The 15298-nt window shown below is 59.4% G+C and carries 6 protein-coding genes; 4 read left to right on the top strand and 2 right to left on the bottom strand.

The window, feature by feature from the left end:
- Positions 1-13: 13 nt before the first annotated feature.
- On the top strand, positions 14-1378 hold the full coding sequence (locus IF189_RS23480; protein ID WP_085733654.1) for a DUF1329 domain-containing protein: 1365 nt from the start codon (positions 14-16) through the stop codon (positions 1376-1378).
- A 170-nt stretch (positions 1379-1548) separates the two neighbouring features.
- Positions 1549-4284 (top strand): LuxR C-terminal-related transcriptional regulator, encoded by a 2736-nt coding sequence (locus IF189_RS23475; protein WP_134828059.1) that lies wholly within the window; start codon positions 1549-1551, stop codon positions 4282-4284.
- Between the two features lie 105 nt (positions 4285-4389).
- Here IF189_RS23475 and IF189_RS28915 read toward each other — a convergent pair whose 3' ends face one another.
- Entirely contained in the window at positions 4390-12855 is an 8466-nt protein-coding gene (locus tag IF189_RS28915; protein ID WP_225739919.1) for a M10 family metallopeptidase C-terminal domain-containing protein, read from the bottom strand.
- A gap of 338 nt (positions 12856-13193) precedes the next feature.
- On the opposite strand from IF189_RS28915, the gene IF189_RS23465 reads away from it, so the two are divergent.
- Both IF189_RS23465 and IF189_RS23460 read left to right on the top strand, forming a co-directional pair.
- Entirely contained in the window at positions 13194-13838 is a 645-nt protein-coding gene (locus IF189_RS23465; RefSeq protein WP_134828057.1) for an MBL fold metallo-hydrolase, read from the top strand.
- Between the two features lie 116 nt (positions 13839-13954).
- Complete coding sequence (locus tag IF189_RS23460; RefSeq protein WP_134828056.1) at positions 13955-14692, top strand: OmpA family protein; 738 nt, start codon at positions 13955-13957, stop codon at positions 14690-14692.
- A gap of 67 nt (positions 14693-14759) precedes the next feature.
- On the opposite strand, the gene IF189_RS23455 is transcribed toward IF189_RS23460, so the two are convergent.
- Positions 14760-15194, bottom strand: a complete 435-nt coding sequence (locus tag IF189_RS23455) for a YhcB family protein (RefSeq protein WP_085709336.1) — start codon at positions 15192-15194, stop codon at positions 14760-14762.
- Positions 15195-15298: the final 104 nt, after the last annotated feature.

The raw sequence follows: 15298 nt of genomic DNA, 5'->3' as shown, positions 1-15298 counted from the left end.
GACGAACAAACCTATGAAAATAACAAAGAATCTGTTCCACGCCGGTGTTCTGGGGCTTTCGCTGCTGGCGACCAGCGTGATGGCGGCGGTCCCTGCCGCCGAAGCCGACAAACTGGGCAAGAGCCTGACCCCGATGGGCGCCGAGATGGCGGGCAACGCCGACGGTTCGATCCCGGCCTGGAAACCGCTGGCGAAGAATGCCGGCACCGTCGACAGCAAAGGCTTCCTGTCCGATCCGTATGGCAGTGAAAAACCGCTGTTCACCATCACCGCGCAGAACGTCGACCAGTACAAGGACAAGCTTGCGCCGGGCCAGTACGCGATGTTCAAGCGTTACCCGGACACCTTCAAGATGCCGGTCTACCCGTCCCATCGCGGTGCCACCGTGCCGGATGACGTGTTCGCCGCGATCAAGAAAAACGCCACGACCACCACGCTGGTAGCCGGTGGCAACGGTCTGGAAAACTTCCAGACCGCCATCCCGTTCCCGATCCCGAAAGACGGTCTGGAAGTCATCTGGAACCACATCACCCGCTATCGCGGTGGCAGCGTGACCCGTCTGGTGACCCAGGCGACGCCGCAGACCAACGGCTCGTTCAGCCTGGTGTATTTCCAGGACCAGTTCGTGTTCCGCGACAAGATGAAGGATTACGATCCGGCCAACCCGGGCAACGTGCTGTTCTACTTCAAGCAGAAAGTGACCGCGCCGGCTCGTCTGGCAGGTACCGTGCTGCTGGTGCACGAGACCCTCGACCAGGTGAAGGAACCGCGCAAGGCCTGGGTCTATGCGACCGGTCAGCGCCGTGTGCGTCAGGCACCACAAGTGTCCTATGACGGTCCGGGTACCGCGGCGGACGGCCTGCGTACCTCCGACAACCTCGACATGTACAACGGCGCACCGGATCGTTATGACTGGAAGCTCGAAGGCAAGAAAGAGATGTACATTGCCAACAACAGCTACAAGATCGATTCGCCGACGCTGAAGTACGCCGACATCATCAAGGCCGGCCACATCAATCAGGACCTGACCCGTTACGAGCTGCGCCGCGTCTGGCACGTGGTGGCGACCCTGAAGCCGGGCCAGCGCCACATCTACGCCAAACGTGACTTCTTCATCGATGAAGATACCTGGCAGGCAGCGGTCATCGACCACTATGACGGTCGCGGTCAGCTGTGGCGCGTCGCCGAGGCCCATGCCGAGGACTACTACGACAAGCAAGTGCCGTGGTACGCGCTGGAAACCCTGTACGACCTGCAATCCGGTCGTTACCTGGCACTGGGCATGAAGAACGAAGAGAAACAGGCTTATGACTTCGGCTTCTCTGCCACCAAGAGCGAATTTCAGCCAGGCAACCTGGGCCAGGACGGTATCCGCTAAGCTGTAACCCGAGGCCGCATCCTCGAAAAAACGCCCCGACTGGTTCGGGGCGTTTTTTTTGCGTGGTGATTTTGTAGCCATTTGTAGCAACAACTTCATATGTACGCCGTTTAAGGCTAGTCTGCGGACATCTGCTACGCCGCCAACAGCCATTCGAACAAGAGCCGGCCATGACTGATCTGTCCCCACTTCCGGGTCCTGCAAGCGTTGCCGTCGCGGCACTGGACGGACGTTTCTTTCGTCCCCCGCTGCCTGACGGATACGTACTGCGGCCACGACTTTGCGAGCGACTGCAAGCCGGGCTCGGTGGACGTCTGTTGCTGGTCTGCGCCCCGGCCGGGTTTGGCAAAAGTTCGCTGGCCGTGGAGTTCTGTCAAAGTCTGCCAGGACATTGGCAAAGTCTGTGGCTGGGACTGAGCGCCCGGGACAGCGACCCGGGGCGCTTTCTCGAGCGTCTGCTCGAAGGCCTGCAGGACTACTTCCCGGAACTCGGCAGCCGCGCACTCGGCCTGTTGAAAATGCGCCAGCGTCATCAACCGTTCGCCTTCGAAGAATGGCTCGATGGCCTGCTCGATGAGCTGGCACTGCACCTGCAACCGACCTCGCCGCTGTTATTGGTACTGGACGACTATCACCTCGCCCAGGGGCCGGTACTCGACCGCTGCCTGCAATTTTTTCTCAATCATTTGCCCGATGGCCTGTTGGTCATGGTCACCAGCCGCCAGCGGCCCGACTGGCATCTCGCCCGTCTGCGTCTTTCGCGACAGTTGCTGGAACTGCATGAACAGGATCTGCGCCTGACCCACGACGAAGCGCTGGCGTTGCTCGATCGGCACAGCAGCTCGCTACGCGGCGAGGCCCTGGAAAACCTGATCCAGCGCAGTGAAGGCTGGGTGGCGGGGCTGCGCTTCTGGTTGCTGGCGGTATCCGAGGCCGGGAGCGATGCCGCATTGCCGCAGGCCTTGAACAGCGGGGAAGGGCTGATCCGTGATTACCTGCTGGAAGAAGTGATCGACTGCCTGCCGGCCGAGGTGCAGGCGTTCCTCTACGACACCGCGCCGCAGGAACGTTTTTGCAGCGAGCTGTGCGATGCGGTGCGCGAAGCCCACGACAGTGCCGAGATTCTGCGCTTCCTGTTGGCGCATCAGGTGTTTCTGGTGCCGCTGGATGAACACGGGCATTGGTATCGCTATCACCATCTGTTTTCCGATCTGTTGCGCAGTCGGCCAATCGCTCGGGCGGTGGTGCCTGTTGCTACGCTGCACCTGCGCGCCTGTCGCTGGTTCAATGCTCAAGGCTTGCTGGACGAAGCCGTGGAACAGGCGTTGCGCGCAGGGCATCTGGACGTGGCGGCGAATCTGGTGCAGAACCTTTCCGAGGAACAGTTGCTCGCCGAACAGAACGTCGGCATGTTGTTGCGCTGGAAAATGGACTTGCCCGATAGCTTGCTGATCAGCACGCCGCGCCTGATCGTGTTGTACAGCTGGGCGCTGGGGCTGGCCTGTCAGCTCGATGCGGCCGAGGAGCTTGCCAGTCACCTGAGCCGGTTTCTGCCGGCGCCATCGGCCACCGCACAGAAATCCATGCTCGCTCAATGGCTGGCGCTCAAGGGCATCATCGCCCGAGGCCGGGGCCATCGCGAGCAGACCATCGAATATTGCAGCGAAGCGCTGGAGAGCTTGCCGGCCAAGCGATATGGCCAGCGCCTGATGTGTTTGTCGACCTTGTCCAACCTGGCGATTGCCGATGGCGATCTATGGCGCGCACGAGGCTTGAACCGAGAATCCCTGGAACTGGCGCAGCGGGTCGGCAATCCGCTGTTCGAAGCGTTGGCCCATTACGACCGCGCCCGGGTGTTGCAGGCACGTGGGGAAATTGTGCGTTCGCTCGATGAAGTGCAACAGGGCCTGGAGCGCCTGCGTGGATTATCGGCCCAGCGCTTGTACGCCGTGCGTGCGCGGTTGACGCTGTACGAGGGATTTCTGTTGGCCATGCGCTTGCAACCTGAAGCGGCGCGCCATCGATTACAGACGGGGTTGAGCGAAGCTCGAGCCTGTCGGGATATCAGCGTGTTGATCGGCCATTGCGTCATCGCCCGACTTGACGGCAGCAGCGGCGACTACGCACGGGCCTTTGCCGAGCTGGCCGAAGCCGAGCGTCTGATGCACATCTGGGACGTTCCGCCGATCTACTACCTGGCGATGATTACCCTGGTCAAATGTGAACTGTGGCTGGCGCAGGGACGCATTGACCTGGCAGAGGCCTGGCTGGGGAGGCTGGGTCAGACTTACACCGGCGAACGTGCCGCAGCTCCGCCGGAGTTTCACCCGCAATTGCCATTGCATGTCGAATTGCAGCAGGCGTTGCTGGACGTCATTCAGGGGCAACCCATGCTCGCCGAAGGGCGGCTGAATGTATTGCTGGAAAACGGCCAGCAAACCGGACGTCAGCTGTTGAGCGTGATGGCATTGACGCAAAAAGTGGCGTTACTGTTGGCGAGCAGTCGTGAACCTGAAGCCCGAAAAGCATTGGCTCAGGCGATTGAAGCGGCCAGCGGCGGGGTGTTGCAGCCCTTTGATGCTCTGGTCAAACAACATGCCGAGTGGTTGCGCGGGCAGCTGTTGCTGATGTTGCCGGGTTTCGCCAGCCAGCAATTGCTGGAGCATTTCCCTCCCGTGGCATCGCGCAACGTTCAAGAGCTCCCGACAGCGGAACAACTGAGCAGCCGGGAACTGGCAGTCCTGCGGTTGATCGCCCAAGGCTGTTCGAATCAGGAAATCAGCGAGCAACTGTTCATTTCGCTACATACCGTGAAAACCCATGCCAGCCATATCAACAGCAAGCTGGGGGTGGAGCGGCGCACGCAGGCCGTGGCGCGGGCCAAGGAGCTGGGCGTGTTGTGTTAGCGGATATTCAACGGTCACGGCCAATAAAAAACGCCCCGATACGATCGGGGCGTTTTTTTATCCGGCCTGTGAGCCAGGCCGGATTGCAGCTTTACGGTAAAACCATCAGGCCACCAGATCGTTGGCGCTGAATGTATTGACCCCCACCAACTGGATTTCGAAGTCTGCCGTGGCGTTGCCGCTGACGTTGCCCGAAAGAATGTGATCGACGAATCGCAGTTGCCCGGCTCCAGTGAATTCACCTGCGCCAATGAAGGTGAAACCATTGAGGCCTGCCGCCAGCAGATTGGCATCGAAGTGGCTCAGATCGATCTTGTCACCCTGCAGGCTGCTGAAGTCGCTGATGACATCACGATTGGCTCCGATCCCCATTTCGTTGACGGCGCTGAAAACAAAGGTGTCCGCGCCTGCGCCGCCGATGAGCGTGTCAGCGCCGGCGCCTCCATTCAGAACGTTGTTGGCGCTGTTGCCGGTCAGGGTGTTGTTCAGGCTGTTGCCGGTAATGTTGAACGCACCGCTGCCCAGCAGCGAGACGTTCTCGACGTTCTGCAGATTGCTCAGGCTCAGGTCGATCAGGTTGGTCAGCGGCGTAGCCGAGTAAACGACATTGAGGGTGTCGTTACCCTCGTTGGCGTTTTCCTGCACCAGTGCCAGTTCACCGGCCTGATCGAGGAAGTAGGCATCGTTGCCTTTGCCGCCGATGAGGGTATCGAGCCCGGCGCCGCCATTGAGCTGGTTGTCGCCGTCGTTGCCGATGATGACGTTGTTCAGGGCGTTGCCGATGCCGTAGATATTGGCATTGCCGGTCAGCGTGAGGTTTTCCAGGTTGGCGCCAAGGATGTAGTCCACCGACGCTTTAACAGTGTCGATCTCGCTGGTCAGGGTGCTGGTTTCTCTGACCACGTCGCCGACGTTGTCGACGATGTAGGTATCGTTGCCGAGACCGCCCACCATCAGGTCAGCGCCGGCGCCACCGTCGAGAATGTTGTCGCCGTCGTTGCCGTTGATGGCGTTGCCCAGTGCGTTGCCGGTGCCATTGAGGTTGGCGGTGCCGGTCAGGGTGAGAATTTCCACGTTGGCGCCGAGGGTGTAGTCGATCGAGGCGCGCACGGTGTCGACCTCATTGGCCAGGGTGCTGGTTTCAATGACCACGTCGCCGATGTTGTCGACGATGTAGGTGTCGTTGCCGAGCCCGCCCACCAACAGGTCAGCACCGGCACCGCCATCGAGGATGTTGTCGGAGGCGTTGCCGGTCAGGGTGTTGTTCAGGCTGTTGCCGGTGATGTTGAACGCACCGCTGCCCAGCACCGTGAGGTTTTCGATGTTCTGCAGATTGCTCAGGCTCAGATCGATCAGGCTGTTTTGCGCTGTCGCGGCATACACGACATTGAGGGTGTCGTTGCCTTCGCCGGCATTCTCCTGCACCAGCGCCAGTTCACCGGCCTGATCGAGGAAGTAGCTGTCGTTGCCTTTGCCGCCGATCAGGGTGTCGAGGCCGGCACCGCCATTGAGCTGGTTGTCGCCGTCGTTGCCGATGATGACGTTGTTCAGGGCGTTGCCGATGCCATAGGTATTGGCGTTGCCGGTCAGCGTGAGGTTTTCCAGGTTGGCGCCAAGGATGTAGTCCACCGACGCTTTTACGGTGTCGATCTCGCTGGCCAGGGTGCTGGTTTCGCTGACCACGTCGCCGACGTTGTCGACGATGTAGGTATCGTTGCCAGCACCGCCGATCAACAGGTCAGCCCCTGCACCACCATCGAGGATGTTGTCGGAGGCGTTGCCGGTCAGGGTGTTGTTCAGGCTGTTGCCGGTAATGTTGAACGCACCAGCGCCCAGCAGCGAGACGTTCTCGACGTTCTGCAGATTGCTCAGGGTCAGGTCGACGAGTCGGGTCTGAGCCGTGGCGGCATAAACCAGACTCAGGGTGTCGATGCCTTCGTTGGCGTTCTCCTGCACCAGCGCCAGTTCACCGGCCTGATCGAGGTAGTAGGTATCGTTGCCTTTGCCGCCGATCAGGGTGTCGAGGCCGGCACCGCCATTGAGCTGGTTGTCGCCGTCGTTGCCGATGATGACGTTGTTCAGGGCGTTGCCGATGCCGTAGGTATTGGCATTACCGGTTAGCGTGAGGTTTTCCAGGTTGTCGCCGAGGATGTAGTCGACCGAGGCTTTGACGGTGTCGATCTCGCTGGCCAGGGTGCTGGTTTCTCTGACCACGTCGCCGACGTTGTCGACGATGTAGGTATCGTTGCCGAGCCCGCCCACCATCAGGTCGGCGCCGGCGCCACCGTCGAGAATGTTGTCACCGGAGTTACCGTTGATGGCGTTGCCCAGCGCATTGCCGGTGCCATTGAGGTTGGCAGTACCGGTCAGGGTGAGAATTTCCACGTTGGCGCCGAGGGTGTAGTCGATCGAGGCGCGCACGGTGTCGATCTCGCTGGCCAGGGTGCTGGTTTCGCTGACCACGTCGCCGACGTTGTCGACGATGTAGGTGTCGTTGCCGGCACCGCCAATCATCAGGTCAGCACCGGCACCGCCATCGAGAACGTTGTCGGAGGCGTTGCCGGTCAGGGTGTTGTTCAGGCCGTTACCGGTGATGTTGAACGCACCGCTGCCCAGCACCGCGAGGTTTTCGATGTTCTGCAGATTGCTCAGACTCAGATCGATCAGGCTGTTTTGCGCCGTGGCGGCATACACGACATTGAGCGTGTCGTTGCCTTCGCCGGCATTCTCCTGCACCAGCGCCAGTTCACCAGCCTGATCGAGGAAGTAGCTGTCGTTGCCTTTGCCGCCGATGAGGGTATCGAGCCCGGCGCCGCCATTGAGCTGGTTGTCGCCGTCGTTACCGGTGATGACGTTGTTCAGGGCGTTGCCGATGCCGTAGGTATTGGCATTGCCGGTCAGTATCAGATTTTCCAGGTTGGCGCTGAGGATGTAGTCCACCGAGGCTTTTACGGTGTCGATCTCGCTGGCCAGGGTGCTGGTTTCCCGGATGACATCGCCGACGTTGTCGACGATATAAGTATCGTTGCCGAGCCCGCCTACCATCAGGTCAGCGCCCACACCGCCATCGAGCACGTTGTCGGCAGCGTTACCGGTCAGCAGGTTGTTAAGGCTGTTGCCGGTCACGTTGAATGCACCGCTGCCGAGCAGCGAGACGTTTTCGATGTTCTGCAGATTGCTCAGTGTCAGGTCGATCAGGCTTGTCTGCGCCGTGGCGTTATAAGCGATATTGAGCGTGTCGCTGCCTTCATTGGCATTTTCCTGCACCAGCGCCAGTTCGCCTGCCTGATCGAGAACGTAGGTGTCGTTACCTTTACCGCCGATCAAGGTATCCAGGCCGGCACCGCCATCGAGCACGTTGTCGTCAGCATTGCCGGTCAGGGTGTTGTTCTGGCTGTTGCCGGTAATGTTGAACGCACCGCTGCCCAGCACCGTGAGGTTTTCGATGTTCTGCAGATTGCTCAGGCTCAGGTCGATCAGGCTGTTTTGTGCCGTGGCCGCATACACGACATTCAGGGTGTCGTTGCCTTCGCCGGCATTCTCCTGCATCAGCGCCAGTTCACCGGCCTGATCGAGGAAGTAGCTGTCGTTGCCTTTGCCGCCGATCAAGGTGTCGAGACCGGCACCGCCATTGAGCTGGTTGTCGCCGTCGTTACCGATGATGACGTTGTTCAGGGCGTTGCCGATGCCGTAGGTATTGGCGTTGCCGGTCAGCGTGAGGTTTTCCAGGTTGGCGCCGAGGACGTAATCGATCGACGCTTTTACGGTGTCGATTTCGCTGGCCAGGGTGCTGGTTTCGCTGACCACGTCGCCGACGTTGTCGACCACGTAGGTGTCGTTACCGGCACCACCGATCAGCAGGTCAGCCCCCGCACCGCCATCGAGAATGTTGTCCGAGGCGTTGCCGGTCAGGGTGTTGTTCAGGCTGTTGCCGGTAATGTTGAAAGCGCCAGCACCCAGCAGCGAGACGTTTTCGATGTTCTGCAGATTGCTCAGGCTCAGGTCGACGAGTCGGGTCTGAGCCGTAGCGGCATAAACCAGATTCAGGGTGTCGGTGCCTTCGTTGGCGTTCTCCTGCACCAGCGCCAGTTCACCGGCCTGATCGAGGAAGTAGGCATCGTTGCCTTTGCCGCCGATCAGGGTGTCGAGGCCGGCGCCGCCATTGAGCTGGTTGTCGCCGTCGTTGCCGATGATGACGTTGTTCAGGGCGTTGCCGATGCCGTAGGTATTGGCATTACCGGTCAGCGTGAGGTTTTCCAGGTTGTCGCCGAGGATGTAGTCGATCGAGGCTTTGACGGTGTCGATCTCGCTGGCCAGGGTGCTGGTTTCTCTGACCACGTCGCCGACGTTGTCGACGATGTAGGTATCGTTGCCGAGACCGCCCACCATCAGGTCGGCACCGGCGCCGCCGTCGAGAATGTTGTCACCTGAGTTACCGTTGATGGCGTTGCCCAGGGCATTGCCGGTGCCATTGAGGTTGGCGGTGCCGGTCAGGGTGAGAATTTCCACGTTGGCGCCGAGGGTGTAGTCGATCGACGCTTTTACGGTGTCGATCTCGCTGGCCAGGGTGCTGGTTTCGCTGACCACGTCGCCGATGTTGTCGACGATGTAGGTGTCGTTGCCGAGCCCGCCCACCAACAGGTCAGCACCGGCACCACCATCGAGGATGTTGTCGGAGGCGTTGCCGGTCAGGGTGTTGTTCAGGCTGTTGCCGGTCACGTTGAACGCACCGCTGCCCAGCACCGTGAGGTTTTCGATGTTCTGCAGATTGCTCAGGCTCAGGTCGACCAGGCTGTTTTGCGCCGTCGCGGCATAAGTGACATTGAGGGTGTCGTTGCCTTCGCCGGCATTTTCCTGCACCAGCGCCAGTTCACCGGCCTGATCGAGGAAGTAGCTGTCGTTGCCTTTGCCGCCGATCAGGGTGTCGAGGCCGGCACCGCCATTGAGCTGGTTGTCGCCGTCGTTACCGGTGATGACGTTGTTCAGGGCGTTGCCGATGCCATAGGTATTGGCGTTGCCGGTCAGCGTGAGGTTTTCCAGGTTGGCGCCAAGGATGTAGTCCACCGACGCTTTTACCGTGTCGATCTCGCTGGCCAGGGTGCTGGTTTCCCTGACCACGTCGCCGACGTTGTCGACGATGTAGGTATCGTTGCCGAGCCCGCCCACCATCAGGTCGGCGCCGGCGCCACCGTCGAGAATGTTGTCACCGGCGTTGCCGTTGATCGCGTTGTCCAGCGCATTGCCGGTGCCGTTGAGGTTGGCAGTGCCGGTCAGGGTGAGAATTTCCACGTTGGCGCCGAGGGTGTAGTCGATCGACGCTTTTACGGTGTCGATCTCGCTGGCCAGAGTGCTGGTTTCGCTGACCACGTCGCCGATGTTGTCGACCACGTAGGTGTCGTTGCCGGCACCGCCAATCATCAGGTCAGCCCCTGCACCGCCATCGAGGATGTTGTCGGAGGTGTTGCCGGTCAGGGTGTTGTTCAGACCGTTGCCGGTCACGTTGAACGCACCGCTGCCCAGCACTGTGAGGTTTTCGATGTTCTGCAGATTGCTCAGGCCCAGGTCGATCAGGCTGTTTTGTGCCGTGGCGGCATACACGACATTGAGCGTGTCGTTGCCTTCGCCGGCATTTTCCTGCACCAGCGCCAGTTCACCGGCCTGATCGAGGAAGTAGGTATCGTTGCCTTTGCCGCCGATCAGGGTGTCGAGACCGGCACCGCCATTGAGCTGGTTGTCGCCGTCGTTACCGGTGATGACGTTGTTCTGGGTGTTGCCGATACCATAGATATTGGCGTTGCCGGTCAGTATCAGATTTTCCAGGTTGGCGCTGAGGATGAAGTCCACCGAGGCTTTTACGGTGTCGATCTCGCTGGCCAGGGTGCTGGTTTCGCTGACCACGTCGCCGACGTTGTCGACGATGTAGGTATCGTTGCCGAGCCCGCCTGCCATCAGGTCAGCACCCGTGCCGCCGTCGAGGACGTTGTTGCCGTCGTTACCGGTGATGACGTTGTTCAGCGCATTGCCGGTGCCGTTGAGGTTGGCTGTTCCGGTGAGGGTCAGGTTTTCCAGATTGGCGCCGAGGGTGTAGTCGATCGAAGCGCGAACGGTGTCGATCTCAGTGGCGAGGGTGCTGGTTTCGTTGATCACATCGCCAACGTTGTCGACCACGTAGGTGTCGTTGCCGGCACCGCCGGTCATGATGTCGGCACCCGCACCGCCATCCAGTACGTTGTTGCCGCTGTTGCCGGTCAGTACGTTGACCAGGTCGTTGCCTGTCAGGTCGATGGATGCAGAGCCCAGCAGCACACCGTCTTCTACAAAGTTGGAGAGGGTGTAGGTGACCGTCGTACGTACTTCGTCATGACCATTGCCATTGAACTCCATCACTCGGTCGTTGATGTCGTCGATGATGTAGACGTCATCGCCCGCGCCGCCCCAGAGCCAGTCGGCACCGGATCCGCCATCGAGAATGTTGTTGCCGCTGTTGCCATTGATCCGGTTGTCACTGAAGTTACCTGTGCCGTTAAGGTTGGCCGTGCCGGTAAGCGTCAGGGTTTCGATGTAGTTGCCAAGGGTGTAGCTGACGGAGGAATAGACCAGGTCATGGTCGTAGGACCAGTCCTCGATGATTACATCGTTGGTGTTGTCGACATAATAGGTGTCGCTGCCCGCGCCGCCGAGCATGGTGTCGGCGCCAACGCCGCCATCGATGATGTTATTGCCCGAGTTACCCGTCAGGACGTTGTTGTACTCGTTACCCGTAAGGTTGATCGAGGCTGTGCCCAGCAGCTCGCCGTCTTCGATATTGGCCCCGAGCGTGTAGCTGACGCTCGTGCGTACCAGGTCGCGACCTTCGTTGGCGAGTTCGACGACCGTATCGTCGAGGCGGTCGATCACGTAAGTATCGTCGCCTGTTCCTCCCACCAGCGTGTCGGCCCCCGCGCCGCCGTCCAGAACATCGTTGCCGGCACCGCCCTGCAGATTGTTGGCGGAGTCGTTGCCGCTCAACACGTTGTTCAGGTTGTTGCCAATGAGGTTGAACGCGCCCTTGCCCAGCACCTGAACGTTCTCGAAGTTCACCAGGTTGTTCTGGTTCAGGTCGATGACATTGGTCTGTGCGTTGGCGTCATAGCTGATGTGCAGAGTGTCGTTGCCTTCGTTGGCCTTTTCCTGAACCAGAGCCAGTTCATCAGCCTGATCGAGACTGTAGTCGTCGTTGCCCTTGCCGCCGATCAGGGTGTCGACGCCTGCACCACCATCGAGCTGGTTATTGCCGTCGTTGCCGGTGATCACGTTGTTCTGCGTGTTGCCGGTGCCGTTGATGTTGGCACTGCCGGTCAGCGTGAGGTTCTCCAGGTTGGCGCCAAGGGTATAGGTCACCGACGCCAGCACGTTGTCGATCTCGGTGGCGAGGGTGCTGGATTCGACAATCACGTCGCCGACGTTGTCGACGATGTAGGTGTCGTTACCGGCACCGCCAATCAAGAGGTCGGTACCCTCGCGGCCATCGAGAATGTTATTGCCGGCATTGCCGGCGATCACGTTATTCGACGCGTTGCCGTAAGCGTTGAGGTTGGCGTTGGTCAGCAGTGTCAGGTTTTCTACGTTTGGACTGCCGAACAGGTCATAGGTGACCGTTGAAAACACCGAGTCGATTTCGGTGGGTGACGTACCGGTTTCGACGACCACGTCACCTCTGTTATCAACGTAGTAGGTATCGTTACCTGCTCCGCCCACCATGTAGTCGGCGCCTTCACGACCATCCAGAACGTTGTCCAGGGCATTGCCTCGAATCTGGTCGTTGAACGTCGAGCCGATGGCGTTTTCGATTTTGGAACCATAGGCAATGGCCAGGCCACTGTTGAAAAAGTTGTTCGTGTTGTAGAAGAAGCCAACGCCGATCGAACTGAATGCACCTTCATTCAGATCAAGGCTGACCGAAGACATCTGGTTGCTGGCATCGATCGTGTCGTTGCCACCGGAGTCCCAGATCGTCTCGAAAATCTTGTCGTACTGCTTCCAGCTGTAGACGGTATCGCCGGCCTGCCACTGGGTATTGGCGCCGTAGAGTGCCTGGATCGCGAGGATGTCCAGAAGCATCGGCGTCGTTGGCTGGTAGGAGTAGTTGTTGTTGTAACTCATGACGGTGAAACGGACATCGTCCAGCGACGGGTCGAGAATCGTCGAGTTCAGCGAGTTGGGGGAGAACGGGTGCTTCAACCCAATGGCATGACCGATTTCATGAATGTAGGTCAGATAGTCGTAAGAGCCATTGATCGGGAATTCGTTGGCGGGATCACCAATCCAGACGTCGCCGCCCTTGGGTGTGTTGGATGGGGTGTAGGCCCAGGCCGCCGCCTGGTCTTTCATCAACGCATAACCGCCAAAACGCAAATCGCCGACATTGGAAATGTCGTCAGTGGTTTTGGTAAACGTGATATTGGCAACCGAGCTCCAGGAGGCTAGCGCCCTGATGATTCCGCCTTGCTGCGACGTCGACAGGTCATACATGGCGTTGTATTCATTGTCGGCACTGTAGTTGGTCGCGAAGTAGGAGGTGCTGGCGGACATGAAGCTGTAGGTCAGGTTGGTGGACCCGCCCAGTGGCCAATTGGATCCCGCCCAATAGGATCCGGACAATAGGCTGTCAACAGGTTTGACGCCGGTCAGCGAGGAATAAAAACTAAGCGTGGAACCAGTTGGGGTAGGCATTTTATTTCCTGAGAATGATGAGGCCCTTCCTGAATGCGGCCGCTACAAAAATGTCGATTTTGCATCAGAACGGATACGTTTGGCATCATATGGCCATTACTTTTTAACGTTATTCGTCAGATATCCGATTGGCTAACTGTATCGGCCGTTGAAGTAGACTTTGCAGCCTGCTTTTTCAGCGCTTATCAGGATTGACCATGACCTCTGTCCCCCCGGCACTTATCCGCGAAACCTTTCCCGTCGGCCCGCTTCAGTGCAACTGCACCATCATCGGTGATCCGATCACAAAAAAAGCCATCGTCGTCGATCCGGGGGGCAATCCTGACCTGATCATGGCGCGCCTCGAAGCCCATGGCCTGAAAGTCGTGAGCATCATCCACACCCACGCGCACCTCGATCACTTCCTTGCCTCCGGCCAGATGAAAGAGAAAACCGGTGCGACCCTGCATCTGCACAAGGAAGACCAGTTCCTCTGGGACAACCTGGAGATGCAATGTCAGATGTTCGGCGTGCCTTACACCCCGGTGCCGTCGCCGGATCGCTGGTTGAGCGACGATGAAGAACTGGCCTGTGGCTGCGGCGTGGCGCTGCACACGCCGGGGCATACACCCGGTTCCATGAGCTTTTGGTTTTCCGAGGCTAAGCTGTTGATTGCCGGCGACACGTTGTTCCGGCGCGGAGTAGGGCGCACGGATTTGTGGGGCGGCGATCAGGCGACCATCGTGCGATCGATCAAGCAGCGGCTGTACACACTGGACGAAGACGCGACCGTTGTGGCCGGACATGGCCCGGATACGCGTCTGGGCGATGAAATGCGGGAAAATCCGTTCGTGCGCGCCTAAACATTTTGTCACGAGTGCCCGGCGGAATTTTTGTGCATTGTCATGATCCAACGCCCGCAAAGGTCCATTGCCAAACGGCCGTTGCACCACAGAATGCAAAAAAGTAGGAGCTCTCCATGTTCACCACGCGTCGTTTGATTATTGTCGCTACTGCCGTAGCCGTACTGTCCGGCTGCGCCTCGCCCAACCCGTATGACAATCAGGGTCAGGCCGACGGTGGCTCCCAGGGCATGAGCAAAACCGCCAAGTACGGCGGCCTCGGTGCACTGGCCGGTGCGTTGGCCGGTGCTGCCATCGACCACAACAACCGCGGCAAGGGCGCCTTGATCGGCGCTGCCGTCGTCGGTGCTTCCGCTGCCGGTTACGGCTATTACGCCGACCAGCAGGAGAAGAAACTGCGCGCCAGCATGGCCAACACCGGTGTCGAGGTGCAGCGTCAGGGTGACCAGATCAAGCTGATCATGCCGGGCAACATCACCTTCGCCACCGATTCGGCGAATATCGCGCCAAGCTTCTATCAACCGCTGAATAACCTGGCGGGCTCGCTCAGGGAGTTCAACCAGAACCAGATCGAAATCGTCGGCTACACCGACAGCACCGGCAGCCGCCAGCACAACATGGACCTGTCCCAGCGTCGTGCGCAGAGCGTGGCGACCTACCTGACTTCGCAAGGCGTCAGCGGTGCCAACCTGTCGGCCCGTGGTGCCGGCCCGGATAATCCTGTTGCCAGCAACGCTGACGTCAATGGCCGGGCGCAGAACCGCCGCGTTGAAGTCAACCTGAAGGCGATTCCGGGCCAGCAGTACGGTGGTCAGCAGCAACAGCAGCCGGGTACGGTTCAGCAGTATCCGTAACAGTCAGGCACAAAAAAGCCCCCGGACAAGTGATTGTCCGGGGGCTTTTTGTTGGTGCGAAGACTGATTACTTCTTCAGACCGTAATGCTCATCGAGCATGCCCGGCGAGTTCGGGGTCTTCGGCGCGTAGTCGCGCGGAGGCTCCTGGCTGTGCGGTGGAGTCAGGCGTTCCCGTGGAGCCTGAACCGCTTCGGAGTGCAGAGAAGCCAGCAGACGCTGACGGGTCTGCTCGTCCAGGGCCAGACGGTTGGCGCCCTCGGCGAGGTGATCCTGCACTTCCTGGTAACTCTGGGTCAGTTTCTTGACCAGATTGGCGGTGCTGTTGAAGTGGGTCACCACTTCATTCTGATAACTGTCGAAACGTTCCTGAATGTCGTCCAGTTGACGCTGTGTGCGGCTGGGCGCGGCGTTCGGCGCAACGCGTGCGATCAGGAAACCAATGGCGACACCCACAACCAGGGCAAGAGTCGGCAACAACCAAACTAAGAGCGAGTGTTCCACGAGTCCTTCCTCTATAAACGGCTTTGCTTTACGTTAACGGCTCGAACCTGCGCTGTATACCGCGATTCACTCGCAATAGATTGGCACAGACAATTTGCTAGACG

The organism is Pseudomonas sp. IzPS59 (genome assembly GCF_014863505.1).
GTDB classification, from domain to species: domain Bacteria; phylum Pseudomonadota; class Gammaproteobacteria; order Pseudomonadales; family Pseudomonadaceae; genus Aquipseudomonas; species Aquipseudomonas kribbensis.
This window is presented reverse-complemented; position numbering and strand designations above follow the sequence as displayed.

Excerpts from the sequence above, each read along its gene's own strand:
- IF189_RS28915 (WP_225739919.1), bottom strand. The coding sequence starts at position 12,855 with ATGTCCGCCAGCACCTCCTACTTCGCGACCAACTACAGTGCCGACAAT.
- IF189_RS23480 (WP_085733654.1), top strand. The coding sequence starts at position 14 with ATGAAAATAACAAAGAATCTGTTCCACGCCGGTGTTCTGGGGCTTTCG.
- IF189_RS23475 (WP_134828059.1), top strand. The coding sequence starts at position 1,549 with ATGACTGATCTGTCCCCACTTCCGGGTCCTGCAAGCGTTGCCGTCGCG.
- IF189_RS23465 (WP_134828057.1), top strand. The coding sequence starts at position 13,194 with ATGACCTCTGTCCCCCCGGCACTTATCCGCGAAACCTTTCCCGTCGGC.
- IF189_RS23460 (WP_134828056.1), top strand. The coding sequence starts at position 13,955 with ATGTTCACCACGCGTCGTTTGATTATTGTCGCTACTGCCGTAGCCGTA.